This is a genomic window from Ruegeria sp. CDSA077, from assembly GCF_059612265.1.
In genome coordinates this window covers 202,819-228,844 of sequence record NZ_JBXWQG010000003.1, presented here as the reverse complement: position 1 = coordinate 228,844, position 26,026 = coordinate 202,819, and the positions used below count along the sequence as shown (strand labels likewise).

At 58.0% G+C, this 26,026-nt stretch carries 21 protein-coding genes; 12 read left to right on the top strand and 9 right to left on the bottom strand.

Annotated features, from left to right (window positions below; genetic code table 11):
• Window positions 1-2 precede the first annotated feature (2 nt).
• The gene (gene hisS / locus AC2FLE_RS10370) at window positions 3-1,490 is read right to left on the bottom strand and encodes a histidine--tRNA ligase (RefSeq protein ID WP_496696844.1); all 1,488 of its coding nucleotides are present in this window, start codon (window positions 1,488-1,490) and stop codon (window positions 3-5) included.
• A gap of 128 nt (window positions 1,491-1,618) precedes the next feature.
• On the opposite strand from hisS, the gene AC2FLE_RS10365 reads away from it, so the two are divergent.
• Window positions 1,619-1,813, top strand: a complete 195-nt coding sequence (locus tag AC2FLE_RS10365; RefSeq protein ID WP_142638896.1) for a SlyX family protein — start codon at window positions 1,619-1,621, stop codon at window positions 1,811-1,813.
• 4 nt (window positions 1,814-1,817) lie between these two features.
• Here AC2FLE_RS10365 and AC2FLE_RS10360 read toward each other — a convergent pair whose 3' ends face one another.
• From AC2FLE_RS10360 to dnaE, 3 genes are all read right to left on the bottom strand, one after another.
• Window positions 1,818-2,186 (bottom strand): hypothetical protein, encoded by a 369-nt coding sequence (locus AC2FLE_RS10360; RefSeq protein WP_496696842.1) that lies wholly within the window; start codon window positions 2,184-2,186, stop codon window positions 1,818-1,820.
• Window positions 2,187-2,191: 5 nt separating this feature from the next.
• Entirely contained in the window at window positions 2,192-2,404 is a 213-nt protein-coding gene (locus tag AC2FLE_RS10355; protein ID WP_496696841.1) for a YMGG-like glycine zipper-containing protein, read from the bottom strand.
• Between the two features lie 89 nt (window positions 2,405-2,493).
• Window positions 2,494-5,994, bottom strand: a complete 3,501-nt coding sequence (dnaE, locus tag AC2FLE_RS10350) for a DNA polymerase III subunit alpha (protein ID WP_496696839.1) — start codon at window positions 5,992-5,994, stop codon at window positions 2,494-2,496.
• A gap of 343 nt (window positions 5,995-6,337) precedes the next feature.
• Here dnaE and xdhA point away from each other — a divergent pair, with 343 nt between their 5' ends.
• The 8 genes from xdhA to AC2FLE_RS10310 all read left to right on the top strand — a co-directional run bounded on the left by xdhA (window position 6,338) and on the right by AC2FLE_RS10310 (window position 16,522).
• Window positions 6,338-7,699: a xanthine dehydrogenase small subunit gene (gene xdhA / locus AC2FLE_RS10345; protein ID WP_496696838.1), complete on the top strand. Its 1,362-nt coding sequence runs from the start codon at window positions 6,338-6,340 to the stop codon at window positions 7,697-7,699.
• The gene (gene xdhB / locus AC2FLE_RS10340) at window positions 7,696-10,020 is read left to right on the top strand and encodes a xanthine dehydrogenase molybdopterin binding subunit (RefSeq protein WP_496696836.1); all 2,325 of its coding nucleotides are present in this window, start codon (window positions 7,696-7,698) and stop codon (window positions 10,018-10,020) included. Before xdhA ends, xdhB begins: the two co-directional genes overlap by 4 nt.
• Window positions 10,020-10,955 (top strand): xanthine dehydrogenase accessory protein XdhC, encoded by a 936-nt coding sequence (xdhC, locus tag AC2FLE_RS10335; RefSeq protein ID WP_496696835.1) that lies wholly within the window; start codon window positions 10,020-10,022, stop codon window positions 10,953-10,955. The genes xdhB and xdhC overlap by 1 nt, the downstream gene beginning before the upstream one ends.
• Window positions 10,952-12,469 (top strand): ABC transporter ATP-binding protein, encoded by a 1,518-nt coding sequence (locus AC2FLE_RS10330; protein WP_142638946.1) that lies wholly within the window; start codon window positions 10,952-10,954, stop codon window positions 12,467-12,469. The genes xdhC and AC2FLE_RS10330 overlap by 4 nt, the downstream gene beginning before the upstream one ends.
• A 35-nt stretch (window positions 12,470-12,504) precedes the next feature.
• Window positions 12,505-13,587: an ABC transporter permease gene (locus AC2FLE_RS10325; protein WP_142638948.1), complete on the top strand. Its 1,083-nt coding sequence runs from the start codon at window positions 12,505-12,507 to the stop codon at window positions 13,585-13,587.
• 2 nt (window positions 13,588-13,589) lie between these two features.
• Window positions 13,590-14,510: an ABC transporter permease gene (locus AC2FLE_RS10320; protein WP_142638949.1), complete on the top strand. Its 921-nt coding sequence runs from the start codon at window positions 13,590-13,592 to the stop codon at window positions 14,508-14,510.
• Window positions 14,511-14,544: 34 nt separating this feature from the next.
• Window positions 14,545-15,618, top strand: coding sequence for a BMP family ABC transporter substrate-binding protein (locus tag AC2FLE_RS10315; protein WP_281973637.1), 1,074 nt, complete (start codon window positions 14,545-14,547; stop codon window positions 15,616-15,618).
• Between the two features lie 145 nt (window positions 15,619-15,763).
• On the top strand, window positions 15,764-16,522 hold the full coding sequence (locus tag AC2FLE_RS10310; protein ID WP_496694450.1) for a nuclear transport factor 2 family protein: 759 nt from the start codon (window positions 15,764-15,766) through the stop codon (window positions 16,520-16,522).
• A 15-nt stretch (window positions 16,523-16,537) separates the two neighbouring features.
• Here AC2FLE_RS10310 and AC2FLE_RS10305 read toward each other — a convergent pair whose 3' ends face one another.
• Both AC2FLE_RS10305 and AC2FLE_RS10300 read right to left on the bottom strand, forming a co-directional pair.
• Window positions 16,538-17,770, bottom strand: a complete 1,233-nt coding sequence (locus AC2FLE_RS10305; RefSeq protein WP_142638954.1) for an HlyD family secretion protein — start codon at window positions 17,768-17,770, stop codon at window positions 16,538-16,540.
• 3 nt (window positions 17,771-17,773) lie between these two features.
• The gene (locus tag AC2FLE_RS10300; RefSeq protein ID WP_142638956.1) at window positions 17,774-18,178 is read right to left on the bottom strand and encodes a hypothetical protein; all 405 of its coding nucleotides are present in this window, start codon (window positions 18,176-18,178) and stop codon (window positions 17,774-17,776) included.
• Window positions 18,179-18,323: 145 nt separating this feature from the next.
• Between AC2FLE_RS10300 and AC2FLE_RS10295 the strand changes: the two genes are divergently transcribed.
• From AC2FLE_RS10295 to AC2FLE_RS10285, 3 genes are all read left to right on the top strand, one after another.
• On the top strand, window positions 18,324-19,391 hold the full coding sequence (locus AC2FLE_RS10295) for an NAD(P)/FAD-dependent oxidoreductase (RefSeq protein ID WP_496696831.1): 1,068 nt from the start codon (window positions 18,324-18,326) through the stop codon (window positions 19,389-19,391).
• Window positions 19,388-20,041, top strand: a complete 654-nt coding sequence (locus AC2FLE_RS10290) for a DUF938 domain-containing protein (protein WP_496696829.1) — start codon at window positions 19,388-19,390, stop codon at window positions 20,039-20,041. Before AC2FLE_RS10295 ends, AC2FLE_RS10290 begins: the two co-directional genes overlap by 4 nt.
• A gap of 68 nt (window positions 20,042-20,109) precedes the next feature.
• Window positions 20,110-20,445: a carboxymuconolactone decarboxylase family protein gene (locus AC2FLE_RS10285; RefSeq protein WP_142638962.1), complete on the top strand. Its 336-nt coding sequence runs from the start codon at window positions 20,110-20,112 to the stop codon at window positions 20,443-20,445.
• 65 nt (window positions 20,446-20,510) lie between these two features.
• Here AC2FLE_RS10285 and AC2FLE_RS10280 read toward each other — a convergent pair whose 3' ends face one another.
• The 3 genes from AC2FLE_RS10280 to AC2FLE_RS10270 all read right to left on the bottom strand — a co-directional run bounded on the left by AC2FLE_RS10280 (window position 20,511) and on the right by AC2FLE_RS10270 (window position 26,016).
• A complete protein-coding gene (locus tag AC2FLE_RS10280; RefSeq protein ID WP_496696828.1) occupies window positions 20,511-23,018 on the bottom strand; it encodes a GcvT family protein in 2,508 nt (835 codons plus the stop codon).
• 141 nt (window positions 23,019-23,159) lie between these two features.
• Complete coding sequence (locus AC2FLE_RS10275; protein ID WP_496696826.1) at window positions 23,160-24,506, bottom strand: hypothetical protein; 1,347 nt, start codon at window positions 24,504-24,506, stop codon at window positions 23,160-23,162.
• Between the two features lie 97 nt (window positions 24,507-24,603).
• Window positions 24,604-26,016, bottom strand: coding sequence for an FAD-binding oxidoreductase (locus AC2FLE_RS10270; protein WP_496696824.1), 1,413 nt, complete (start codon window positions 26,014-26,016; stop codon window positions 24,604-24,606).
• Between the last annotated feature and the right edge of the window lie 10 nt (window positions 26,017-26,026).

The following is a 26,026-nucleotide window of genomic DNA, read 5'->3' as shown; positions in this document are numbered from 1 at the left end:
GCTCAGTCCTGATTGTCCAGAATTTCGCGCACCTTGGCGACCAGATCACCGCGCGGAACCTCGAACTGGCTTGGGCGTTCTTTCCATTCCTCAAGCGTGGCGCTTTCGGCTATCTTTGCACCAAGGATCAGGTCCTTGATCTGCACGATCCCATTCGCCTTTTCGTCGCCACCTTCGATGACCGCAATGGGTGAGTTCCGCTTGTCCGCATATTTCAGCTGATTGCCAAAATTCTTGGGGTTGCCCAGATACACCTCGGCCCGGATACCTGCATTGCGCAGCTCGGCCACCATGGCCTGATAATCCGCCATGCGGTCGCGATCCATCACGGTGACAACCACAGGTCCCTTGGCCTGTGCGCTGATCCGCCCCTTTTCGCGCAGAGCAGCCAACAGGCGGTCGACACCAATGGAGACACCAGTCGCTGGCACTTCCTGTCCAGTGAAACGCTTGACCAGATCGTCATAGCGCCCGCCGCCTGCGACAGAGCCGAACTGCCGCTTGCGGCCTTTCTCGTCAAAGATATCAAAGGTCAACTCGGCCTCATAGACCGGACCGGTGTAATAGCCCAACCCACGCACGACCGATGGGTCAATCTCGATCCGATCCGCGCCATAGCCGCCAGCTTCCAGCAAGGTCCCGATCTGTTCCAGTTCGCCAATGCCATCCGCACCGATTTGGCTGTCGCCCACGGCGGCACGCAGATTGGCCAACGTTCCTGTGGTATCTGCAGCTTTGGAGGTCAGGAAGGCGATGACCGGTTCTGCCTGATCATCGCTTAGACCCACGCCGTCGATGAAGGCACCTGACGCGTCCAAACGACCCTTGGTCAGCAATTCGCGCACGCCTGCTTTGCCCACCTTATCGAACTTGTCGATGGTGCGCAGCACGCTGTCACGGGCGGCGGCGTCTTCGCCCAGACCCATCGCCTCGAGCACGCCGTTCAGTACCTTGCGATTATTCACCCGCACCAGATAGTCACCGCGCGGGATGCCCACGGTTTCCAGCGTATCCGACAACATGGCGCAAATCTCGGCATCCGCCGCCATTGATGCGGTACCCACCGTATCCGCATCACATTGATAAAACTGACGAAACCGCCCCGGCCCGGGCTTTTCGTTACGCCAGACCGGACCCATCGCATAGCGGCGATAGGGTGTGGGCAGATCGTTGCGGTGCTGCGCGTAGACTCGGGCCAGAGGCGCGGTCAGGTCATAGCGCAGGGCCATCCAATCGCCCTTGTCGTTCTCATCGAATTCCTGCCAGGCAAAGACGCCTTCGTTCGGGCGATCCACGTCAGGCAGGAACTTGCCCAGCGCCTCGACCGTTTCGACCGCGCTGCTTTCCAGAGCGTCAAAGCCATAGCGATGATAGACGCCCGCGATAGTCCGCAGCATCTCGGTGCGCTGCGTGACTTCCTCGCCGAAATAGTCGCGAAACCCTTTCGGCATTACGGCCTTGGGGCGGGGCTGTTTCTTGGGCTTGGCCATTTGGGGCGTCCTTGGGCGTTAAGTGTTCCGCGCGCGGTCTATCCCATGGCCCGTTTCGGGGCAAGGCGCGCTTTCGCTGGCCTTGCACAGACGGTGCCGTTATGACCGGCGCGAGACAGGAGTTTCCAATGCAACATCTGGAAGAGCAAATCGCCCATCTGACCCGTACGGTCGAAGATCTGAACACAATCGTCACGCGGCAGCAGGATGAGATCGACAACTTGACCCGCCGGGTTGAGGTGCTGATGCGCCGCGAAGGTGAACGGGCACAAGAAGGATCAGGCGGCATCATCCTAGGAGACGAACGCCCGCCGCATTATTGAGCGATCACAAGCCCAGCGTCGTCTTCACCGCATTATCGACTACCCCGCCCAGCAGGGCGTTTTGGTCCTCGGCACAGCCCTCTTTCAGTGCTTCAAGAAACGTTTCGCGCAGCTGCGCCTGATCCTCGTCCGAGCTTGCGTGATCGTTGATATCTATCTGGCGGTTATAGATCGACAATGCCGTCATCTTTTCAACAACCGTAAAGACATATGTTTCGTCCCCGTCCGCTTCTTCGATAACCGATGCACAAGTGTGGTACATCAGAGGCAGAGCCTCTTGCACCATTTGTTCGGCAACCTCATCAGCCTGCGCCACGCTGGATGCCGACAGTAGCGCGGTAATGGCAAGGGTTCTGAAATTCAGCTTACACATCGCAGTCACTTCCAGTTATGTCCAATGATTGCGCCAGCAACAGCACCGACCGCCGCCGCCTTACCATCGCCGATCAAAGCCCCGACGCCCGCCCCAATCAGGGCGCCTTCAATCGTTTGTTTTTTCTTCTTGTTGTCCGCCACACCTGCTGAGGCTGTGACCAAGGCCATCGACGCGGCCAATATCAATGTTCGAAAACCGAAATGTGGGATCGTCATATGGTTGCCCTCCTGTGGCATCACCAGAAAATCTCTTTCAGTCCTCAGCCTACCCGGCGGGCGAATATCAGGCAACTTTTCCGGGGCGGTCAGATTTCCTCGACCGACATCACACCGTCCAGCGACTTGATCGCCCCTTTGATCTGCGGGTTGATCGGGAATTCCTGCCCGAGGTCCATCTCGACATCTCCCGGCAGGCCAGGATCAAGCAGGCACAGATGGATAGGCCCTTTCGCAGCCCCCTTGGCTGCGCCAGCGGCATCTTCCAGAACTTTGGCAACTGTGGGCAGAACCTGCGGCTGATCAACAAAAATGCGCAGCCCGGTCGCCCCTGCCTCGGCCACGACCGCATCTACCGGCCCGACGGACCGGCCTAGCAGTTTGAGTTGATCGGCCTCCATCGTTGCTTCGGCGGTCAGCACCACCTGTGCACCGGTTTCCAGAAACTCACGGGATTTCTCCAGCGTTTCGGAAAACAGTGTGACCTCATAGGCACCTGTAGGGTCAGAAAGTTGGGCAAAGGCAAACCGGTTTCCGCGCGCAGATTTCCGTTCCTGCCGCCCAGCCACTACACCGGCCATCTTGGCGATCAGCGGACCCGAGCGTGCCTTTTCCATCACCTCATCCAGTGTCAGTACCTGCTTGCGTTTTAGGGCAGGCATATAATCATCCAGCGGGTGGCCGGACAGGTAAAATCCGATGGCCTTGAACTCTTCGCTCAAACGCTCGGCAGGCAACCAGTCCGGCGTCGGCGAAAGGCGTGGCTCGGGCAGGTCGTCGCCCGCCTCGCCGAACAGCGATACCTGGTTCGAGTTCTTCTGATCGTGGATCGCAGCTGAATATTGCACCAGCGGATCAAGGCTTTCGAAGACGCGGCGGCGGTTCTTGTCGAGTTCATCAAACGCGCCAGCACGCGCCAGCATTTCCAAGGGCCGCTTGCCGACCTTCTTCAGATCAACGCGGCGGGCAAAGTCGAAGAGGTTGACGAACGGTTTGCCTGCGCGTCCTTCTACTACCAAACTCATCGCCTCAACGCCGACGTTTTTCAACGCGCCCAGCGCGTAAACCAGATGCTGATCCACCACGTCAAACGTGGATTGCGAGCGGTTCACGCAGGGCGGTATGTAAGGCAGTTCCAACCCTTTGCGGACTTCCTCGAAGTAAACCGCCAGCTTGTCAGTCAGATGGATATCGCAGTTCATGACCCCGGCCATGAACTCGACCGGGTGGTTCGCCTTCAACCAGCCGGTCTGATAGCTGACCACGGCATAGGCGGCAGCGTGTGATTTGTTGAAGCCATAGTTGGCGAATTTATCCAACAGGTTCCAGACCTCGGTCGCCTTAGCCTCGTCCACGTCATTCTCAGCAGCGCCTTTGAGGAACTTAGGCCGCTCGGCATCCATCGCCTCCTGAATTTTCTTACCCATCGCGCGGCGCAGCAAATCCGCTCCGCCAAGGCTATAGCCCGCCATTTCCTGAGCGATCTGCATAACCTGTTCCTGGTAGACGATAATGCCTTGGGTTTCGTCCAGGATATGGTCGATGGAAGGGTGCAGCGTGTCCCGTTCGCTCAGCTTGTTCTTGACCTCGCAGAACTTGGGGATGTTCTCCATCGGGCCCGGACGGTATAGCGCGACGAGGGCGATGATATCCTCGATACAATCCGGTTTCATCCGCTTGAGCGCATCCATCATGCCCGAGGATTCCACCTGGAACACCGCTACGGTCTTGGCCGCTGAGTAGAGTTTGTAAGTCGCTTCATCATCCAGCGGGATGGCGTTGATCTGGTTCGCGGCCCCCTCGGCGGCTTCGTACAGCTCGGTGCCATCAGCAGCGATGTGCAGGTCGCGCCCGGATTTGAAGATCAGATCCATCGCATTCTGGATCACGGTCAGGGTTTTCAGACCCAGAAAGTCGAATTTAACCAGACCGGCCTGTTCTACCCATTTCATGTTGAATTGGGTCGCAGGCATGTCGGAACGCGGATCCTGATACAGCGGCACCAGCGCATCCAGCGGACGGTCGCCAATCACCACACCAGCCGCGTGGGTCGACGCGTTTCGCAACAGCCCCTCGACCTGCTGGCCATAAGTCAGCAGGCGATCGACAACCTCTTCATTACGCGCCTCTTCACGCAGACGCGGTTCGTCTTTAAGCGCCTTTTCAATCGAGACGGGTTTCACCCCTTCGACCGGGATCATCTTGGACAGGCGATCCACCTGCCCGTATGGCATCTGCAAAACCCGCCCGATGTCACGCACGGCGGCCTTCGACAGCAGCGCGCCAAAAGTTATGATCTGCCCAACCTTGTCGCGCCCATATTTCTGCTGCACGTAGCGGATCACCTCTTCGCGGCGGTCCATGCAGAAGTCGATATCGAAGTCAGGCATCGATACCCGTTCGGGGTTCAGGAAGCGTTCGAACAGCAGCGAATAACGCAACGGATCAAGGTCGGTGATCGTCAGCGCATAGGCCACCAGCGACCCCGCGCCCGAGCCCCGCCCTGGCCCAACCGGGATGTCCTGATCCTTTGACCATTGGATGAAATCGGCAACGATCAGGAAATAACCCGGAAACCCCATGCCCTCGATGATGTCCAGTTCGAAATCCAGCCGCTTCTGATACTCTTCAGGGGTTACCGCATGCGGGATCACGGCCAGACGTTTCTGCAGACCTTCATTGGCGATGCGGCGCAGCTCGGCCACCTCGTCATCGGCGAATTTCGGCAGGATCGGATCGCGGCGATAGGCCATGAACGCACAGCGCCTGGCGATCTCGACCGTGTTTTCGATTGCTTCGGGCAGATCGGCGAACAGGGTCGCCATTTCCTGCTGCGACTTGAAATAATGCTGTGCGGTCAGACGGCGGCGGCCATCCTGCTGATCGACATAAGCGCCCTCCGCAATACAGATCAGCGCATCATGCGCTTCGTACATGTCCGTGGTCGGGAAGTAGACATCGTTGGTAGCCACCAGCGGAAGGTTCTTGGCATAGGCCATTTCAACATGGCCTCGCTCGGTCAGACGTTCGGCCTCGGGCTGACCACCTTCGCCTGGATGGCGCTGTAGTTCGACATACAGACGATCCGGGAACATGGTTGCAAGGCGATCCACCAAGACCTCGGCCGCTGGGCGCTGCCCTTGCTGCAACAAGCGACCCACCGGTCCGTCAGGGCCGCCAGACAGGCAGATCAGACCATCCGAGCGCTCTGCCAGTTCATCCAATGTCACCTGCGGCAACTGCCCGCCCTTGTCCACATATAGGCAAGAGCTGAGCTTCATTAGGTTTTCATACCCGACCTCTGACTGCGCCAGCAGCACCAGCGGCGCGGGGGCTTTCGCTTTCTCGCCCGGTTGCGCCTGCAGATAGGTCAGATCGACCTGGCACCCCATGATCGGCTGAACACCCGCCCCGCTGGCGGTGACCGAAAACTCCAGCGCAGAGAACATGCTGTTGGTGTCCGTGACGGCGACGGCGGGCATCTCAAGCTTTTCACACAGACCAGGCAGCTTTTTCAGCCGCACGGCGCCTTCCAGCAGGGAATATTCGGTGTGAACGCGGAGGTGGATGAATCGTGGAGTGCTGCTCATGCCGCCCACGCTATCGCAGCCAGTGGTGGTACAAAAGCCTGAACCGTAGGTTCGGATTGCCAAAAAAACATGCGTTGATTGTTCGGGAAATCCATAAGGTGCTTCGGACTCTGAGGGTGAAACATGCTACAAAACCTTTTAGTTTCAAGGTGATGAACATCGAAACCACATGAAACACAAGGCTCGGACCAATGAAATGATACATCAGAAGCGCGGTTTTTCTTGCCAGATTGGCTGCGCTGTTTCTAACATCTAGTGGCAAGCTATCCGCCCGCACTCTTTCTACGTCGCATCGAAGGAGAGCATTCAGAGGCGCAATTCGGTAACGCGACGGGTTTCACGAATGGATATCACGTTTCTTCTGAACGGAGAGACAGTGGAGTTGGCGAATGTCGATCCGACAGTCACCTTGTTGGATTGGCTGCGCGAGGATCGCTCTCTGACCGGCACCAAAGAGGGCTGCAACGAAGGTGATTGCGGTGCCTGCACTGTCATGGTGACGGATCAGGGAGGAGCCAAAGCTCTAAACTCCTGCATTCTATTCTTGCCTCAGCTCCACGGCAAAGCGGTGCGCACCGTCGAAGGCGCCAGCAGCCCGGACGGGAAGGCCCACCCGGTTCAGCAGGCAATGGTTGATCTGCACGGGTCGCAATGTGGCTTTTGCACCCCCGGCTTTGTAATGTCGATGGTGGCCGGGCATGCGAATGGTGCAACCGATCACGACACACAGCTGGCCGGGAACCTGTGCCGCTGCACGGGCTATGCGCCGATTATCCGTGCCGCCAAAGCCGCCGAAAAGCACCCTGTTCCCGTCTGGGTCAAGGACAAGCCTGACGCAGCACCCGCCGCTTCTCCTATGCTGCCGCGGTCCTCGGACGAGCTTGCCGCCATTTATGCCGAACACCCAGAGGCCACCCTGGTCGCTGGCGCGACCGATGTAGGTCTTTGGGTCACCAAACAGTTGCGCGACCTGAAAACAGTAATCTTCATGAACGGTTGCGATGATCTGAAACAGATCACGGTTACTGACAATGAAATTCGCCTTGGTGCCATGGTCGATATGAACCGCATGGGCGAAGCGCTGGGGGATCTGCACCCCTCTTATGCTGAAATGATCCGCCGCTATGCCAGCGTACAGGTGCGGCACGCCGCAACCGTAGGCGGTAATATCGCCAATGGGTCACCAATCGGTGACAACCCGCCTGCACTGATTGCCCTGGGCGCCAGCCTGCACCTGCGCAAAGGCGACACAAGGCGAACGCTGCCCTTGGAAGAGTTCTTCATCGACTATGGAAAACAGGATCGCGTACCCGGAGAATTCGTCGAAGCCGTAAGCTTCCCGCGCCAGGCGGATCGGTTGAAATGCTACAAGCTCAGCAAGCGGTTTGATCAGGATATCTCGGCCGTTTGTGGGTGTTTCAACATTACCGTTGCAGAAGGTACCGTCACTCAGGCGCGCATCGTATTTGGCGGCATGGCGGGCGTTCCGAAACGCGCCACTCAAGTCGAAGCTTCGTTGACCGGCAAGCCATGGACAGCTGCTACCGTTCAATCCGCTCTGACGATGTTTGCCGAGGATTACGCGCCAATGTCAGATATGCGCGCCTCGGCTCATTACCGCCTTGAGACGGCGAAAGCGATGCTGGAGCGTTATTTCCTTGAAGATCAGGGCCATGTAACCAATGTGCTGGAGGTGTCGGCATGAGCGTGACAAAACCACTGCCTCATGACGCCGCGCCGCTGCATGTCTCCGGTTCGGCCCGCTATGTGGACGATATCCCAACACCAAAAGGCACGTTACATCTGGCCTTTGGTCTCAGCCCCATCGCCAAGGGCACAATCGCCGCGATTGACCTGTCTGCAGTCAAGGCCGCTGACGGTGTCGTCATGGTGATGACCGCCGAAGACCTGCCCTTTGCGAATGATGTCTCACCGTCCATTCACGATGAACCTTTGTTGTCGGACGGCTCTGTCCACTATATCGGGCAGCCCGTGTTTCTGGTTGTCGCCACCAGCCATCTGGCCGCGCGCAAAGCTGCACGACTGGGCAAGATCGACTATACTGAAGAAACACCAATTCTGACGATTGAAGGGGCGCTGGCCGCCGACAGTCGGTTCGAGGACGGCCCGCGCATCTACACCAAAGGTGATGCAGACGCCGCCATCGCAGGCGCTGCGCATGTGATCGAAGGCAGTTTTGAGCTTGGCGGGCAAGAGCATTTCTATCTGGAAGGTCAGGCTGCACTGGCGGTGCCGAATGAGGGTGCTGATATGCTGGTCCACAGCTCGACCCAGCACCCAACTGAGATTCAGCACAAAGTGGCAGAAGCTCTGGGCGTTCCCATGCATGCTGTGCGCGTTGAAACCCGGCGCATGGGCGGCGGGTTCGGGGGCAAGGAAAGCCAGGGCAACGCTCTGGCTGTTTCCTGCGCAGTGGCTGCGCGGGCAACCGGCACAGCCTGCAAGATGCGCTATGACCGCGATGACGACATGATCATCACCGGTAAGCGGCATGCCTTTCGCATTGGCTATAGGGCCGGGTTCGATCAGGATGGGCATATTCAGGGGGTATCCTTTCTGCACCATGCCATATGCGGATGGGCACAAGACCTGTCGCTGCCCGTCGCGGACCGGGCGATGCTGCATTCCGACAATGCGTATCTGCTGCCCAATGCGCGGATCGAAAGTCACCGGCTGAAAACCAACACCCAATCTGCCACCGCCTATCGGGGGTTTGGAGGCCCTCAGGGTATGGTTGGAATCGAACGCGTCATGGACCACGCCGCGCATGAGCTGGGTCTGGACCCGGTCGAACTGCGCCGCAGGAACTATTACGCTGCCCCGGCGGGTACCGATGACCATGCCCCTGATCGCAATGGCGGCGATACGCCAAACACCACCCCTTATGGCATGGAAGTCGAAGATTTCGAACTTCACGGCATGACCGAAGCCTTGTTGAATTCCAGCGACTATGCCGCGCGCAAGGCAGCAATTCAGAAATGGAACGCCGAGAACAGCGTGATCAAAAAGGGCATCGCCTTCTCTCCGGTCAAGTTCGGCATTTCCTTCACTCTGACCCATCTGAATCAGGCCGGCGCGCTGGTGCATGTGTACCAGGACGGGTCCGTGCACCTGAACCATGGCGGTACCGAGATGGGCCAGGGCCTGTTTCAAAAAGTGGCCCAGGTTGCCGCCTCACGCTTTGGTATTCCGCTAGAGATGGTGAAGATCACCGCCACAGACACGGCCAAAGTGCCGAACACCTCGGCAACGGCGGCATCCTCGGGAAGCGATCTCAACGGCATGGCGGTGAAAGCCGCCTGTGACACGATCCGCGACCGGATGGCAGAGTATCTGGCCGAGCGACATCAGGCCGACCCGTCGGCTGTCACCTTCGGGGATGGTCATGTATCGGTTGGTGAGGAACGCTATACCTTTGCCGAAGCGGCTGCGCTGACCTATCAGGGCCGCATCAGCCTTTCGGCCACCGGCTTCTATAAGACACCCAAGATCGAATGGGACCGGATCAAAGGCCAAGGTCGTCCGTTTTTCTACTTCGCCTATGGCGCCTCGATCACCGAAGTTGCCGTGGACACACTAACCGGTGAGAACCGCATCTTGCGCACGGATATCCTGCATGACGCGGGCGCGTCGCTGAACCCTGCGCTGGATATCGGTCAGGTCGAAGGTGGCTATGTGCAGGGCGCGGGTTGGTTGACGACCGAAGAACTCGTCTGGGATGGCACAGGCAATCTGCGCACCCATGCGCCATCGACCTACAAGATCCCGGCTTGTTCCGACCGCCCCGACATCTTCAACGTTGCGCTTTGGGAGGCTGAAAACCGTGAGGACACGATCTATCGCTCGAAAGCGGTAGGCGAACCTCCATTCATGCTTGGGATATCCGCCTGGCTGGCACTGTCGAATGCGGTGGCGGCCTGCGGAAACAGCTACCCCGCATTGGATGCCCCCGCCACGGCAGAAGAAGTCTGGCATGGTGTCCAAGGGATGAAGGGGGACGACTGATGGGATTTGACCTTGAGACTTTGAGGGAGGCGGTCAAAACCCATGGGCGCGTGATCCGGGTAGTCATCGCCGGGATCAAGGGCTCGTCCCCACGTGAGGTTGGTGCCGCAATGCTGGTCTGGGAGGACGGGCAATCCGGCACGATCGGCGGCGGCACACTTGAGTTTCAGGCAGCCGAAGCGGCGCGGATACAAACCGCCCAATCGCGCCTGACCCATCACGCGCTTGGCCCCGACATGGGCCAGTGCTGCGGTGGTGCTGTTTCCTTGCTAAGCGAGGTCTATGATCGCAACAACATCAACGATCTGGACGACAGCATCATCGCGCGCCCAACATCGGGCCAGGACATGCCACTGTCGGTCAAACGCCTGTTGTCCGACGCCCGCGGACAGGGGATTGCACCAGAGGCACAGCTGATCGAAGGCTGGATGGTCGAGTCGGTCCACAAACCAGCGCGTGCACTGTGGGTCTGGGGCGCGGGTCACGTCGGTCGCGCCTTGGTGGATGTCCTGTCACCGCTGCCCGATCTCGCAATCACTTGGGTCGATACAGGATCCAAGCGGTTTCCGGAAACCGTACCGAACGGAGTCACCACCGTCCCTGCCGCGAAACCAGCGGAACTGGTTCGGCATGCGCCGCGTGATGCTGAACATCTGGTGCTGACTTATTCACACAATCTGGACTTGGAATTGTGCAACCGTCTGCTTTCGCACGATTTCCGCTTTGCGGGGCTGATCGGCTCGGCTACGAAATGGGCGCGGTTCCGGTCTCGGCTGGCGGCGCTGGGGCACTCGCCCGAGCGGATCAGCCGGATCACCTGCCCGATTGGCGACCCGGGCCTGGGCAAGCACCCGCAGATGATTGCCGTGGGCGTCGCAGCACAACTGCTGCGCCCGATCAGGCAAAACAATTTGAAGAAGGATCTGAGCGCGTGACCACTCCACTGCTAAGTTTGCAAGGACTGACCAAAGCCTATCCCGGCGTCGTGGCCAATGATCAGGTGTCCTTTGACATCGGTGAGGGCGAAGTTCATGCCCTGTTGGGCGAAAACGGCGCGGGAAAATCCACGCTGGTCAAAATGATCTATGGCTTGGTGAAGCCCGACAGTGGCACCATGCTGTTGCGTGGCCAACCCTTTGCTCCGCCCGAGCCGCGTGCCGCGCGTGCTGACGGAATCGCGATGGTATTTCAGCATTTTTCGCTGTTCGACGCGCTGAACGTGGCCGAGAACATCGCATTGGGGATGGAGAACCCGCCACCAATGGGCGACCTGGCCTCGCGCATTCGGGAAGTTTCGGAAACCTACGGCCTACCGCTGGACCCCTTTCGTACAGTCGGTGACCTGTCTGCGGGGGAACGCCAACGGGTTGAGATCATTCGCTGCCTTCTGCAGGATCCAAAACTTTTGATCATGGATGAACCGACCAGTGTTCTGACGCCGCAAGAAGTCGATATCCTTTTCGAAACGCTGAATAAGTTGCGGTCTGAAGGCACATCGATCCTGTATATCTCGCACAAGCTTGAAGAAATCCGCACCCTATGCGACCACGCTACGATCCTGCGTCTGGGCAAGAATGTGGGCGAATGCGTTCCGTCTGAAACCTCGGCCCGGGAGATGGCCGAGTTGATGGTCGGTTCAACCCTGCAAACACCTGAGCGCGGAGGCCGCGAGTTCGGCGAGGTCGCGCTGGATGTCAGCGGGCTTTCCGTGCCCTCACCGTCTGAATTCGGCACCGCGCTGAAGAATGTCCACATGACAGTTCGCAAGGGCGAAGTGCTGGGAATTGGCGGTGTTGCCGGCAACGGACAGGACGAACTGCTGGGTGTCCTGTCTGGCGAAATCCAGACAGCTGCCGATGCGATCAAATTCGATGGCCAGCCGATTGGCAAACTGGGCCCAACCGCACGGCGCAAGCTGGGCGTACTGACCGCCCCCGAAGAGCGGTTGGGACATGCAGCCGCCCCAGACATGAGCCTGACCGAAAACGCCCTGCTGACCGGATCGGTCCGCGAAGGGTTGGAAAGCAACGGGTTCTTGAAATGGGCAGATACCAAAAGCTTTGCTGAAAAGATCATCAGCGCCTTTGATGTGCGCACGCCGGGGCCCGAGAATGCGGCCCGGTCATTGTCAGGCGGCAACCTACAGAAATTCGTGATCGGACGCGAAGTGTTGCAGAACCCCGATGTGCTGGTCGTGAACCAACCCACATGGGGGGTGGACGCCGCTGCCGCTGCGTCGATCCGACAGGCCATTCTGGACCTTGCCGCCAAGGGCACGGCGGTGGTCTGCATCAGCCAGGATCTGGACGAATTGATGGAAATCTCGGACAGCTTTGCCGCCCTGAACGAAGGCAGGCTCAGCGCGCCACGCACAACCACGGGTCTGACCGTGGATGAGATCGGCCTGATGATGGGCGGTGCACATGGCATGGAGGTAGCCCATGTCTGATGCAAAACAAAATATGACGACGGGGGTGTGAGCAGATGATTGTATTGGAGAAACGGCCACAGCCGTCCAAGGCGTGGTCTTATGCGACCCCGCTTGTGGCGGTATTGGCGACGATGCTGTTTGGCGGCATATTGTTTGCCGTCCTGGGTAAAAACCCGGTTCAGGCCATCGGCACCATTTTCTGGGAGCCTCTGTTCGGTGAATTCGCCTTTTATTACCGCCCGCAGCTGCTGGTGAAGGGCGCGCCGTTGGTGCTGATTGCGATTGGCCTGTCGTTAGGCTTCCGAGCCGGTATCTGGAACATCGGCGCCGAGGGTCAGTATATCATGGGCGCCATCTTTGGCGCGGGGGCCGGGCTGGCCTTTTACCCGCTGGATGCCTGGTATGTCTTTCCGATCATGGTGATGGCAGGTGCGCTTGGCGGTTGGCTCTGGGCCTCTATTCCGGCCTTTCTGAAGGTGCGCTTTGGCACCAATGAAATTCTGGTCTCGCTGATGCTGGTCTATGTGGCTGAACAGATGATGGCCTCGGTCTCGCTGGGACTGCTGAAAAACCCCGAAGGGTTCGGTTTTCCGGGTTCCCGCAATCTGCAATCCTATGAGAGTGCGCATAATGCCGAGCTGATCGCAGGATCGGGGATGCATTGGGGCGTTGTGACCGCACTGATAGCCGTGATCTTTTCCTATATCCTGCTGAACCGGCACATGCTGGGCTTTCACATCCGCCTGACGGGTGAGGCCCCGCGCGCAGCCAAATTCGCCGGGGTAAACCCAGCACGGCTGATCCTGTTCTGCCTTGGCCTGTCAGGCGCACTGGCCGGGCTGGCGGGGATGTTCGAAGTCTCGGGCCCCTCGGGTGTTGTCAGCATCGACTTTAACGTCGGCTATGGCTTTACCGCGATCATCGTGGCCTTTCTGGGTCGACTGCATCCGGTGGGCATCCTGCTAGCCGGTGGCCTAATGGCGTTGACCTATATCGGTGGTGAAATTGCGCAGTCCCAAATGGGTCTTCCTGCCGCGGCCATTCAAGTATTCCAGGGGATGCTGCTGTTCTTCCTGCTGGCCTTCGACCTTTTGACCAACTACCGCATCCGTGCGGCCCGTAGCGAGGTGGCGTAATCATGGACCTTGGTGAGATTAATCCCGTACTTCTGGTCGCGTCACTGATGGTGGCTGCAACTCCCCTGCTTCTGGCCGCGATCGGTGAATTGGTCGTCGAAAAAGCAGGAGTTCTGAACCTTGGCGTAGAGGGCATGATGATCGTTGGCGCGATCAGCGGTTTTGCGATCTCGGTCGAGACTGGGTCGCCCTGGCTGGGCTTTGTCGCCGCGGCCATAGGCGGTGCAGTACTGTCCCTGCTGTTTGTGCTGCTGACGCAGGTGGCGCTGGCCAATCAGGTTGCCAGCGGCCTGGCGCTGACTCTGTTTGGTTTAGGGTTCAGCGCCCTGCTCGGTCAAAGCTATGTGGGGGTCAAACCCCCCAGCATGGGCGATATCCATATCCCGGTGATCAGCGATATTCCGGTGATCGGCCCGATCCTGTTTCAGCATGACCCGATCCTTTATGTCGGCATCGCTTTGACAGCGGCCGTCTGGGCTACGCTTAAATACACTCGCGTCGGACTGATCCTGCGCGCAGTAGGTGAAAACCACGATGCGGCGCATGCGCTTGGCTATAAGGTGATCAAGATCCGCATCATGGCGATCCTGTTCGGTGGTGCCTGTGCCGGGCTGGGTGGGGCCTATATCAGCTTGATCCGGGTGCCACAGTGGACCGAGGGCATGACAGCCGGTGTCGGCTGGATCGCCTTGGCCTTGGTCGTCTTCGCCAGTTGGAAGCCATGGCGCGCCCTGCTGGGTGCCTATTTGTTCGGCGGTATCACCGTGTTGCAGCTGAATTTGCAGGCAGCGGGCGTTGCCATCCCGGTCGAGTATCTGGCAATGTCGCCCTACATCATCACGATCCTTGTGCTTGTGATCCTTTCCGCCGACAAAAGCAGCGCACCTGCCTCACTCGGCCGGATATTCCATGCCTCGCATTAGACGGGGACAACTGAACCAACTTGGGGAGTAACACATGAAAATTACTACATTTCTGGCAAGCGCCGCCATGGCGCTGGGTTTGGCAACTACTGCCATAGCCGAAGACAAAACCAAGGTCGGCTTTGTATTTGTCGGCCCGGTGGGCGACGGCGGCTGGACCTATGAACATAACAAGGGCCGTCTGGCGGTTGAGGAAGAGTTCGGCGACAAAGTCGAAACCGTGTTTGTTGAATCCGTGCCCGAAGGCCCGGATGCAGAGCGGGTGATGACCCAGATGGCGCTGGAAGGTGCAGACCTGATCTTTACCACCTCGTTCGGATACATGGATCCGACCATCAACGTGGCCAAGAAATTCCCGAACGTGAAGTTCGAACACGCGACCGGCTATAAAACAGCCGACAACGTTTCGGTTTATTCGGCACGTTTCTATGAAGGTCGTGCGGTACAGGGCCATATCGCGGGCAAGATGACCAAGTCGAACATTGTTGGCTATATCGGGTCCTATCCGATCCCCGAAGTGGTCCGCGGAATCAACTCGGCCTATATCCACGCCAAGAAGGTCAACCCGGATGTCGAGTTCAAGATCATCTGGGCCTACACTTGGTTCGATCCGGCGAAAGAAGCAGATGCCGCCACTGTTCTGATCGAACAGGGCGCGGACGTGATCCTGCAGCACACCGACTCGACCGCACCGCAAGCAGCTGCGCAAGAGGCGGGCAACGTCATCACTTTCGGCCAGGCCTCGGACATGAGCGAATACGCTCCGTACCCGCGCGTCTCGTCGATCATCGATGACTGGGCGCCCTACTATATTGCACGGACCCAGGCCGTCATGGATGGCACATGGGAAAGCGCCAATACATGGGATGGCATCCGCGAAGGCATGGTAGCAATCGGCGAAATCTCGGACGCGGTTCCCGCTGACGTCAAAGAAGAGGCACTGGCGCTGAAAGCGGCCATGGCCGCGGGTGAATACCACCCCTTCACCGGACCGCTGAAAAAGCAGGACGGTAGTGACTGGCTGGCCGAAGGCGAGACCGCAGACGACGGTACACTGGCCGGCATGAACTTCTATGTAGAAGGCTTGGAAGGTGAGATTCCGCAGTAAGGCGGCACAGGATAACGCAGAAAGGCCCGCCATGTGCGGGCCTTTTTTGATTTTGCCACCTGTTTTATGCCACTCTTGATCTTCGATAGCCCGAAACCAGCGCCAAGCACATTGATCCGCGGCTCTACCGATCAACGAGGACCAGATGAATTCAAAACGCGAATTGCTGCAGAAACTGTTGAAAGGTATCGAAACCGGGGATGCCGAGGCCGCAGCCGTCGTCAACGAAGAAAAATACATCCAGCACAATCCCCAGACCCATGAAGGCAGCGAGGGGCTGGCCACGTTGTTTGCCCGCCTGTCGAAAACAAATCCCAAGGTTAAATTTGTTCGCGTTTTTGAAGATGGCGAATTCGCTTTTGCCCATAACGAATATGATTTTGCCGAAGTTAAGGCCGCGTTCGAGGTCTTTCGGTTTGAAGACAGCAAAGCTGTTGAGCACTGGGATAACATTCAGCCCCTGCGCGGCCCAAACGCTTCGGGACGCGGCATGCTTGATGGGCCAACTGAAATCACGGATATTGACAGAACCGAACAGAACCGGGAATTGGTCGGCAACTTCTCGCAAACAGTCCTGATAGACCGGCAAACCGAGCGGATGAAGGCGTTTGTTGATGCGAACCTGATACAACACGATCCCGATGGTGTTGACGGCATCGACGCCTATCGCATGGTGCTTGAAGCTAGATCAGACGCGGAGTTGATCGTTCAGTATCACCGCGTCCATCGTGTGCTGGCAGAAGGGAATTTCGTCCTGTGCATGAGCGAAGGTGCCAGTCACGGAAAACATACCAGCTTTTATGATCTGTTTCGGGTCGCAGACGGAGTGATCGTCGAGCATTGGGGCACTATGGAAACCATAGCGCCCCGTAGCGAGTGGAAGAATGACAACGGCAAATTCTGATCTACGTAAGAGCCGTTAATGCCCAGTCAGAACCAGCGTGTTTACCGGCATCAGGATCAAACGCAGGCGCAGACCCGCCGCATGAACCACTCCGATCGTGTCAACCACATGCAGGAAAGCAGAGTGCCAAAAACCCAAATCTTCATGCTCCAGCCGCTCGTGGTTATCGGTGTAGACATTCGCCAGACAGTTGCTGCCGGGCGGGATATCATCCGCCATGCCCTTATAAAGCGGTTCAAAATAGACCAGGATCGAGCCCGGCACCTTGTTGGACTGCACGTCTCTAAGCTCGTCTGACGGGCGAATTTGTCCCGATGGGATCACATCCTGAACTTCGACCACCACAACCGGAATAACCGTGAACGGCTTGGTCATGCAGCCCAGCTCTCCGACCATGCCGGGTTTGATAACCTGCGCCGACATCTGATTGAACGCAGCCTGAAAGCGGTCATGCCCGGAATTTGACGGCACAAGAATACCTGCTGGACGTAGCAGAGGACTGACGTAATCGCCAACCTGCAAGCCGAACTGTTCGATCCTCCCCGTCACACCCGCGTTGATCACAGTCTTGTCCAGCTCGGTCAAAGCAGCATCCAGGTTCGCATTGGCGCTGGCCAGTTGGGCCGGGATCAGCTCTTCGATTTGCTGTACGACGGCAGCGCGTTGCGATTCAGCCGCAACCAGCTTGGCCTCTCGTTCAGCGACAAGGTTTTCCAGCCGGTCAATCTCGGCCAGGCGGACGGCGCTTGACCCTTCGTCCCGCAGGGTCGTATTGCGTTGCAAGTCCTCTAGCGCCTGATCCAGCGCCGCTTTTGCGCCAGCGATCCCGGCGGCGGCCTCGGCCAGATCGGTCTCCGCGACTTTCAGTGATGCCTGAACTTGCGCGATCTGCGCATGCGCTGCCTCAACCATTGCAGTCTGAGTGAAGTCCTCGATCCGGAAGATTGGCTGCCCAGCAACAACCTGTTGATTGTTGGAGACATAGACCTCGGACACTCGCCCACCCAGTTGCGGCAGGATCGTCACCGTGCGGAAATACGAGGCCGCAGTTTTGCTGGCCGGGTGAAAATAGAACAGAGTGGTGATCACGGTCAGCGCCATAATGGCACAGGTTGTCAGACCCCAGCGCAGCTCGTACCACATGGTGAACAGGGTTATCTCATGCCCGATGCGTTTTCCCTGCACAAAGCGGCGGAACAGATAATCGGGCAGCACTGTGACCAGCGCGCACATCAGTGTTTCAAGCATGTCCTATTGCTCCTGCTGCGCGACGGGTTCGGGGGATGGAACGGGATCGGGATCAGCAGGCGGTTGCGGCGCCAAAGATCGGATCGCATCGGCAATGGCACGCAAGGGCGCACCTATGTCGGGAAACTGGAATCCGGCGACCAGAATGGCTGCAATCCAGAACAATCCGTTATGAGTGAACAAAGCCAGCAGCGCAAGAATTCCCACAAGCTGAAACTGCGGGTGGTTGGATTCATGCGCGAGCTTTTCGGGGATCGAATGCAGGGTGAAATAGCCAACGCCGATCAGGATGATCACCACAACCGTGAAAATGAACATGACCGTCAAAAGAAAATCGCTGCCATCCGCCTGGGTCACGTAAGACGGAATGTGCCCCGTGGCCAATGGGTGTAAATCTGCTGTGCTCACCCTGCCCTCCTCTAAATGCTTTCCACTTCTTTGGATGGGTTGATGCGCAAATTCAACCCTGCTTAAAGTCTCAATTAGAATTCTACGGTCGTGCAGGGCGCATTCGACGTCAGAAAATCACGACTGCGGCCAGCAAAGGGGCGACATGATAGATTTCCTGATTATCGGCGGCGGTATTGCCGGGCTTAGCGCGGGCGCGCGGTTGTCAGAGCGCGGCCAGGTCACCGTGCTCGAAGGCGAAGAGGCGGTGGGCTATCACGCATCAGGCCGGTCCGCGGCTATGTTTGCACCCGCCTATGGTCCGCCTGCTGTTATTGCCCTCAACCTTGCCAGCGCAGCGCATTTTGAGACGAATGACTATCTGTCGCCACGCGGCTGGGTTCTGATCGGCGGGAAAGACCAACACGATGTGTTTCACCGGGATGCCGATCAACTTGGCGGCCGACAGATTTCCTTTGACGCGGCACAATCCCTTATCCCGATCCTGAACCCCGAAACCGTCGGGTTCGCGGCGCACAGCGACAGTGAACAAGATATAGATACCGACCGCATGATGCAGGATTTCGCCCGGACGATCCGTGGGAATGGTGGATCCGTTCTGACCCGGCAAAGCGTCACGGCAATTCGCAAACATAGGCACTGGATCGTCGAGGCCACCGAGAGCTTTGAGGCACGACACATCGTCAATGCAGCCGGCGCCTGGGTTGACGAAATCGCGGCGATGGCCGGTATCGCGCCGATTGGTATCCAGCCGCGCCGCCGCTCAATGGCCCGTATCCCGGCCCCCGGCGGGCATGACTTGCGCGCCTGGCCCATGATGTTGGGTGCGGGCGAAAGCTGGTATGCTAAACCCGACGCGGGCAAATTGCTGGTCTCACCTGCCGATGCCGATCCGACCGCCGCCCATGATGCATTTGCCGATGACATGGTTCTGGCCGAGGGCTTGGCCCGGTACGAGGCAATGGTCTCCGAGCCTGTGACGCGGGTCGAAACCAACTGGGCGGGCTTGCGCAGTTTCGCACCGGATGGCAGCCTGGTTTTGGGGCCCGATCCGACCGATCCTACGTTTATCTGGTCTGCCGGTCAGGGTGGTTACGGGTTTCAGACGGCCCCTGCTGCATCCCAACTGGTAGCGGATCTGACAGTCGGCAACCAATCAAGTCTGGACACGGCTACCATCGCCTCTCTGAGACCAGACAGGTTGCACAGATGAACAAGCGCCCGTTACCCTCCAACGCCAGCGTCGCGACTGTAGGAGAGAACGGTCAGTTGGTCGCTCCGGCAGCCAGCCGTAACGTCGGCGCTTTGTGCGATCTTCTGGACCGGTTCGCCCCTTTGAGCGGACAAGCGCTGGAACTGGCAAGTGGCACCGGTCAGCACATCGTAGCCTTTGCCGAATGCCGCCCCGGCATGCATTGGCAACCTAGTGAGGTTGAATCCGAACGGCAGGCCAGCATCAATGCCTACACCGCGGGCCTGCCGAATGTGTCTAAAGCAGTCGCTCTGGATGCAACCATCGAGGGTTGGCATCATCCGTTTGGCGGCAGGGATCTGATCGTTCTGATCAATCTCTTGCACCTGATCAGCTGGGCCGAAGTGGAAACGCTTGTCGGCGAGGCAGCTCAAGCACTGAACGCGAATGGCCGGTTGATCCTCTATGGTCCCTTCATGCGCAACAATCGCCTGACCAGCGCGGGGGATCAACGATTTCATACAGCTCTGGTCCAGCAGGATGCTGAAATCGGATATAAAAACGACGGAAACGTTTCTGAGCTTTTGGCCAATCACGACCTGAAAATCCTGGAAGTCGCGGAGATGCCTGCAAATAACCTGGCCTTCATCGTGGAAAAATCTGACACCTGATCCAGATCAAAGCCCGACCGAGGCCAACTAAACATATTCCAAACACACGATGTTAAATGGAATGTAGCATGCCCTGGCAGGAAAAGATCAACGACACGCGAAAAGGTCTTCGCAATTTGAACGGCGCAATCCCTGATACCGCCCGCGCCTTCGGTGCGCTTGGCGCGGCGGTCAAGCAAGGCGGAACGCTAGACTACAAGACCAAAGAATTCATCGCTCTTGGCATATCCATAGCGGACCGATGCGAACCCTGTATCATGCTGCACACCGAAGCTTTGATCAAAGCCGGCGCGTCACGTGACGAGGTTTCGGACGTTCTGTCCATGGCGGTTCAGATGGGGGGCGGACCGTCGATGATGTACGCCTCTAAGGCGCTGGACTGTTTCGACGAGCTGAGTGCATGAAAAAAGCCCGCGTGCTGCGGGCATTAGAAGGCGGCACCAAAAAGGTGCCGCCGTTCTTATCCAGATCAGCCGTCCTTGCGGATGACCTCGTTTTTCGGATCATAGGGGCTGTCGCAAGTGACGACCGCATCCCACAATTTGTCCTGAAGCTTGACCTTCAGCTTGGTGCCTTCGACCGCCAGATCGGGTTTCACATAGCCCATGCCGATGGATTTTTCGAAGGCTACTGAATAGCCACCCGAAGTCAGACGACCGACGCGTTCACCGTCCGGCGTATACAGCACTTCACGGCCCCACGGATCGGCATCCTCCGGTCCGTCGATCAGCAGGGTGCAGCATTTCACGCGCACGCCAGTCTCTTCCAGCTTGGCCTTGCCATAGAAGTCTTTGGACAGGTCGACAAAGCGCGGCAGGTCGGCTTCCAGCGGGGTCGCGTCGCGGCCCAGCTCAGTGCCGAAGGCGCGATAGGATTTCTCCTGACGCAGCCAGTTCTGGGCGCGGGCACCGACCAGCTTCATGCCATGCTTCTCACCCGCTTTTTCCAGCAGGTCGAACAGGTAGTTCTGCATCTCAATCGGGTGGTGAAGTTCCCAACCCAGCTCACCGGTATAGGCCACGCGGATCGCGTTGACCGGGCACATGCCCAGTTCGATCTGACGGGCCGACAGCCATGGGAAACGCTTGTTGGACAGCGCGGTTTCCGGATCGGCGTCTTTGATGACCTCTTTCAGAACGTCCCGCGACTTGGGTCCGGCGATGGCGAAGACACCCCACTGAGTGGTCACGTCCTGGATCTCGATATAGCCGAACTCCTCCATCTTGTCCTCGGCCGCCTTGCGCAGGAAGTCGGCGTCATACTCGGTCCATGCCCCGGCAGAGACGATATAGTAGTTGTTCTCGCCGTTGCGGACGATGGTGTATTCGGTGCGGGTGGTACCGTGCGAGGTCAGCGCGTAGGTCAGGTTGATACGACCGACCTTGGGCAGCTTGTTGCAGGTGAACCAATCCAGGAACTGGGTCGCACCGGGGCCTTTGACGACATGCTTTGTGAAGGCCGATGCGTCGATCAGGCCAACGCCTTCGCGGATCGCCTTGGCTTCGTCAACGGCATGCTGCCACCAGCCACCGCGGCGGAACGAGCGGGCATCATGGTCGAAGTTTTCGGGTGCATCCAGCGGACCGAAATAGTTCGGGCGCTCCCAGCCGTTAACCCAGCCAAACTGTGCGCCACGCGCTTTCTGACGGTCATAGGCCGGAACAGTCCGCAGCGGGCGGCAGGCAGCACGTTCTTCATCGGGGTGGTGCAGGATATAGACGTGCTCATAGCACTCTTCGTTCTTGCGCGCCGCGAACTCGGTGGTCATCCAGTTGCTGCTATAGCGTTTGGGGTCCAGCGAGGCCATGTCGATCTCGGCTTCTCCATCGACCATCATCTGGGCCAGATAATAACCGGTGCCACCCGCAGCGGTGATACCAAAGCTGAAGCCCTCGGCCAGCCACATATTGCGCAGACCCGGCGCGGGTCCAACCAGCGGGTTACCGTCGGGTGTGTAGCAGATCGGGCCGTTGAAATCGTCTTTCAGGCCGGATTCGGCACAGGACGGCACGCGCTCGGCCATTGCCATATACTGATCTGCAATCCGGTCGAGATCGAGCGGGAACAGATCAGCACGGAAGCTGTCCGGCACGCCGTGTTCGAACTGCGCCGGCGCACCATGTTCATAGATCCCCAAAATCCAGCCGCCGCGTTCCTCGCGTGCGTAGGATTCGTTGTCGGCATCGCGGACAACAGGGTGTTCGGGGTTGCCCGCTTCACGCCATTTGACCAGCTCAGGGTCTTTGTCCATGACGATGAAGGTGTGTTCGACCGGGATCGCGGGCATCTTGATGCCCAGCATTTTCGCGGTCCGCTGTGCGTGGTTGCCCGATGCGGTCACGACATGCTCGGCGGTGATAACCACCTGCTCATCCGACGGAATGAGGTTACCGCCCTTCTCGACCATTTTGGTGCAGGTGACTTCCCAATGAGTGCCATTCCAATGGAAGGCATCGGCCTGCAGCTTGCGAACGATCTCAACACCGCGTTGACGCGCACCCTTGGCCATCGCCTGTGTCACGTCTGCTGGGTTAATATAGCCGTCCTCGGTGTGATAGATCGCGCCCTTCAGGTCCGAGGTCTCGATCAGCGGCCAGCGTTCCTTAATCTGGTCCGGAGTCAGCCATTCATAGGCAACGTCACAGGTTTCGGCGGTGGACGCGTACAGCATGTATTCGTCCATGCGCTCCTGGGTCTGCGCCATGCGCAGGTTGCCAACCACGGCGAAACCCGCGTTCAGGCCGGTCTCATCTTCAAGCTGCTTGTAGAAATCGACCGAGTATTTGTGGATATGCGTGGTCGCATAGGACATGTTGAACAGCGGCAGCAAACCCGCCGCATGCCAGGTCGAACCTGATGTCAGTTCGTCCCGCTCAATTAGCATGACATCGTCCCAGCCTGCCTTGGCCAGATGATAGGCAATCGAAGTGCCGACGGCGCCGCCGCCAACGACCAGTGCTTTGACTTGGGTTTTCATAGCCGGGTGTCTCCCCTTGGAATCTGTTGCCACCATATGGCGCAATCAGCGCCCACTGCGCGACATTCATCCGACCAGTGATATAAAAAAAACGACCCTCAGACATCTGGGGGTCGTTTTTCCTAAAAGTTTTGAACTTTCTCAGCCGCCAGACAGCGAGCAGGTCTTGCGCGCATCTTTGAAGGCGCATTTGCCCGAAGACCCTGCGCCACCCTTGTTCACACGAATCTCGGATGCTTCGTTCACACGTTTCCCAGAAGCATCGGCAGTTTCTGAACCTTTAAAAAACGACTTCAGGCCGCCGAACAAACCGCTCGAGCTTTTCGGTTCGACCTCTTTTTCTTCCGACCCACCCGTTAGCTTCCCGAAAAGTCGCCCAAAAACAATGCCGCCAGATCCATCCGCATCTGCGTTTTCAATTTCCAGGCCAGCCAACCCTTTGCGATACCCGATCTGGATCAAATCATCCGGGGATTGGATATTGTTTGCCGTCAGATCGAAAGCATCAGATGGCAACCCGTGTTGTGCCGCCATTGTATTGGCAAGCAAGGCCAACCCGTTGATGTTTTCGATCCGCAACTGAGCAATCTCGCTGCGCAGCCGGGTGAACTCGGCCCGGACTTCGGCCATTTGCAAGGCGCGCTCAATGCCGCCATCCGGGTCGGTAACCGCCTCGTTTCCTACACCAGGCACCGGCCGGCTAAGCAACGCGTTCATCCCATCATAGTCAAGCTGGCTGAGGAATATGCGCACATCCTGCTCCGGGGCATCCGTGTACATCTCAACACGTATTTCCTCACCCAGACCCAGGGTGCCCGTATAGATCTGGAACCCAACCGGCTCTGTCAGGTCCGTCACTTTGGCAGTGATCATCGACCAGACTTTTCGGACATCGAGATGGATCGGGCTGTACTCAGCTTCGACGAACTGAAAATAGGCAACGCCCCCGATCACACCGAACGGAGCATAGTTGCTGGCACCGAAATCCATCGAGTCGATCGATCTTGCGATATTGCCTGCAAGTGAATCCGCGGAAGCTTCCTGCCGCAGTTTGATCTCAATCCAGTAAGTGTGACCAGCCTTTTCATAAACCCAGCTTGCCTTATCCAGTTTTTTGGCCTGTATTTCAGCTTTTTGAACGGCCACCTTACTGGCAAGCGGGCGCGCTGCCTCGCTGACTGATTTCAAGCCCCCCCCTTCACGCGCATCGAGCGTGAAGTCACTGTCCATTATTGCCCGACGCGAAAGCTCTGAATCCGGGACCGGCATATAGGGCTTGCCCCCTGCGCGCCAACGCTTCTGGCGGTCGCGTTCTGCCGCTTCGGCATCCAGTTCTTCATGATAAAGGGCGAACCGCGTTTTGAGCGTTTCCACATAGCCGTTTGCCGACAGCGTACCTTCGTGTTTCTTATCCTGCTGGTAGTAATCCAGCCCGGCGACAACCAATCCAACAATCAGCGCAAACCCGATCAGCCGCAACGCGTCCATCAAATTACCTCAATATTCATTCACTGCTTATTTCGCGCAGAATCTTTGAAAATTGAGGCATCCTTGTGGCCTAGATACGGAATAATCCGCGCGGTTTTTACCCGTCCCGAGCCGGAAATATTTTTCCAGGGTTCATGATATTGTCGGGATCAAGCGCCTTTTTCACCGCCTCCATAAAGGTCAGCGCTGCCCCTAGCTCCTTGGCCAGATATGACCGCTTTCCTTGCCCGATCCCATGTTCCCCGGTACAGGTTCCCTCCATCTCGATCGCAAGGTCATTCAACCACCCAACAAACCCGTCCGCTTTGGCCACTTCGTCGGCGTTTTCCATGTCGATCAACAGCAAGGTGTGAAAATTACCGTCCCCTACATGCCCGACAATCGGCGCCAAAAGCCCAAGTTCCTTGGCCTTGTTCCGGGTCGCAGTCACGCATTCTGCCAGTCGCGAGATCGGTACGCAAACATCGGTTGATATGCCCCGCGCACCGGGGCACAACTGCAAGCTGGCCCAATACATATCATGGCGTGCCTGCCAGAGTTTGTTGCGTTCTTCGGTTGTCGAAGTGGCCGCGAAATCTGTGCCGCCGAACTCTTCGGCGATCTGACCAAATGTCTCAGCCTGCTCGACCGCACCACCAGTTGATCCATGAAACTCCAACAGCAAAAGCGGGGTTTCCGGTAAGGCCAGTCCCGAATAGGCGTTTGCGGCCTTCACCGACACCTCGTCCAACAACTCGATCCGGGCCACGGGAACGCCGTACTGGATCGTCATCATTACAGCCTGACATGCCGCGTCGACAGAAGGAAAAACACAACGCGCCGAGGTGATCGCTTCGGGGATGCCTTGCAGACGCAGAGTGAGTTCTGTGATGATGCCCAGCGTGCCCTCTGCGCCCACCATCAGGCGGGTCAAGTCATACCCGGCCGACGACTTTCTGGCCCGCTGCCCGGTTCGGATGATTTGACCGTCCGGCATCACGGCCTCAAGGCTAAGGATATTGTCCTTCATCGTGCCATAGCGCACCGCATTGGTTCCCGAAGCACGGGTCGCCGCCATACCGCCCAGCGAGGCGTTCGCACCGGGATCAATCGGAAAGAACAGACCCTGATCACGCAGATGAGTATTCAGCTCCTCTCGCGTTACACCTGGTTGCACGACACAATCCAAATCATCGGAATGAACGGCCAGTACCTTGTTCATCTGAGACAGATCGACCGAAATGCCACCGGCTGGCGCGTTCACATGCCCTTCCAGTGAGGTTCCGGTGCCAAAGGCAATCACAGGGACCTTATGCGTGGCGCAGGCCTTGACGATTTCCGAGACTTCCTGGGTCGAATGCGGAAACACCACCGCATCAGGGGGCTGGTTTTCGATCCATGTGGTCGTATGCCCGTGCTGCTCGCGGATCGCCTGACCCGTTTGCAAACGGTCGCCGAATTGCTGTTTCAGAATGCCGACGACCGTTTCAATCCCCGCCTCGTTTCGCCGAAGCGACTTTGCCTGCACCATGCTTTCCCTT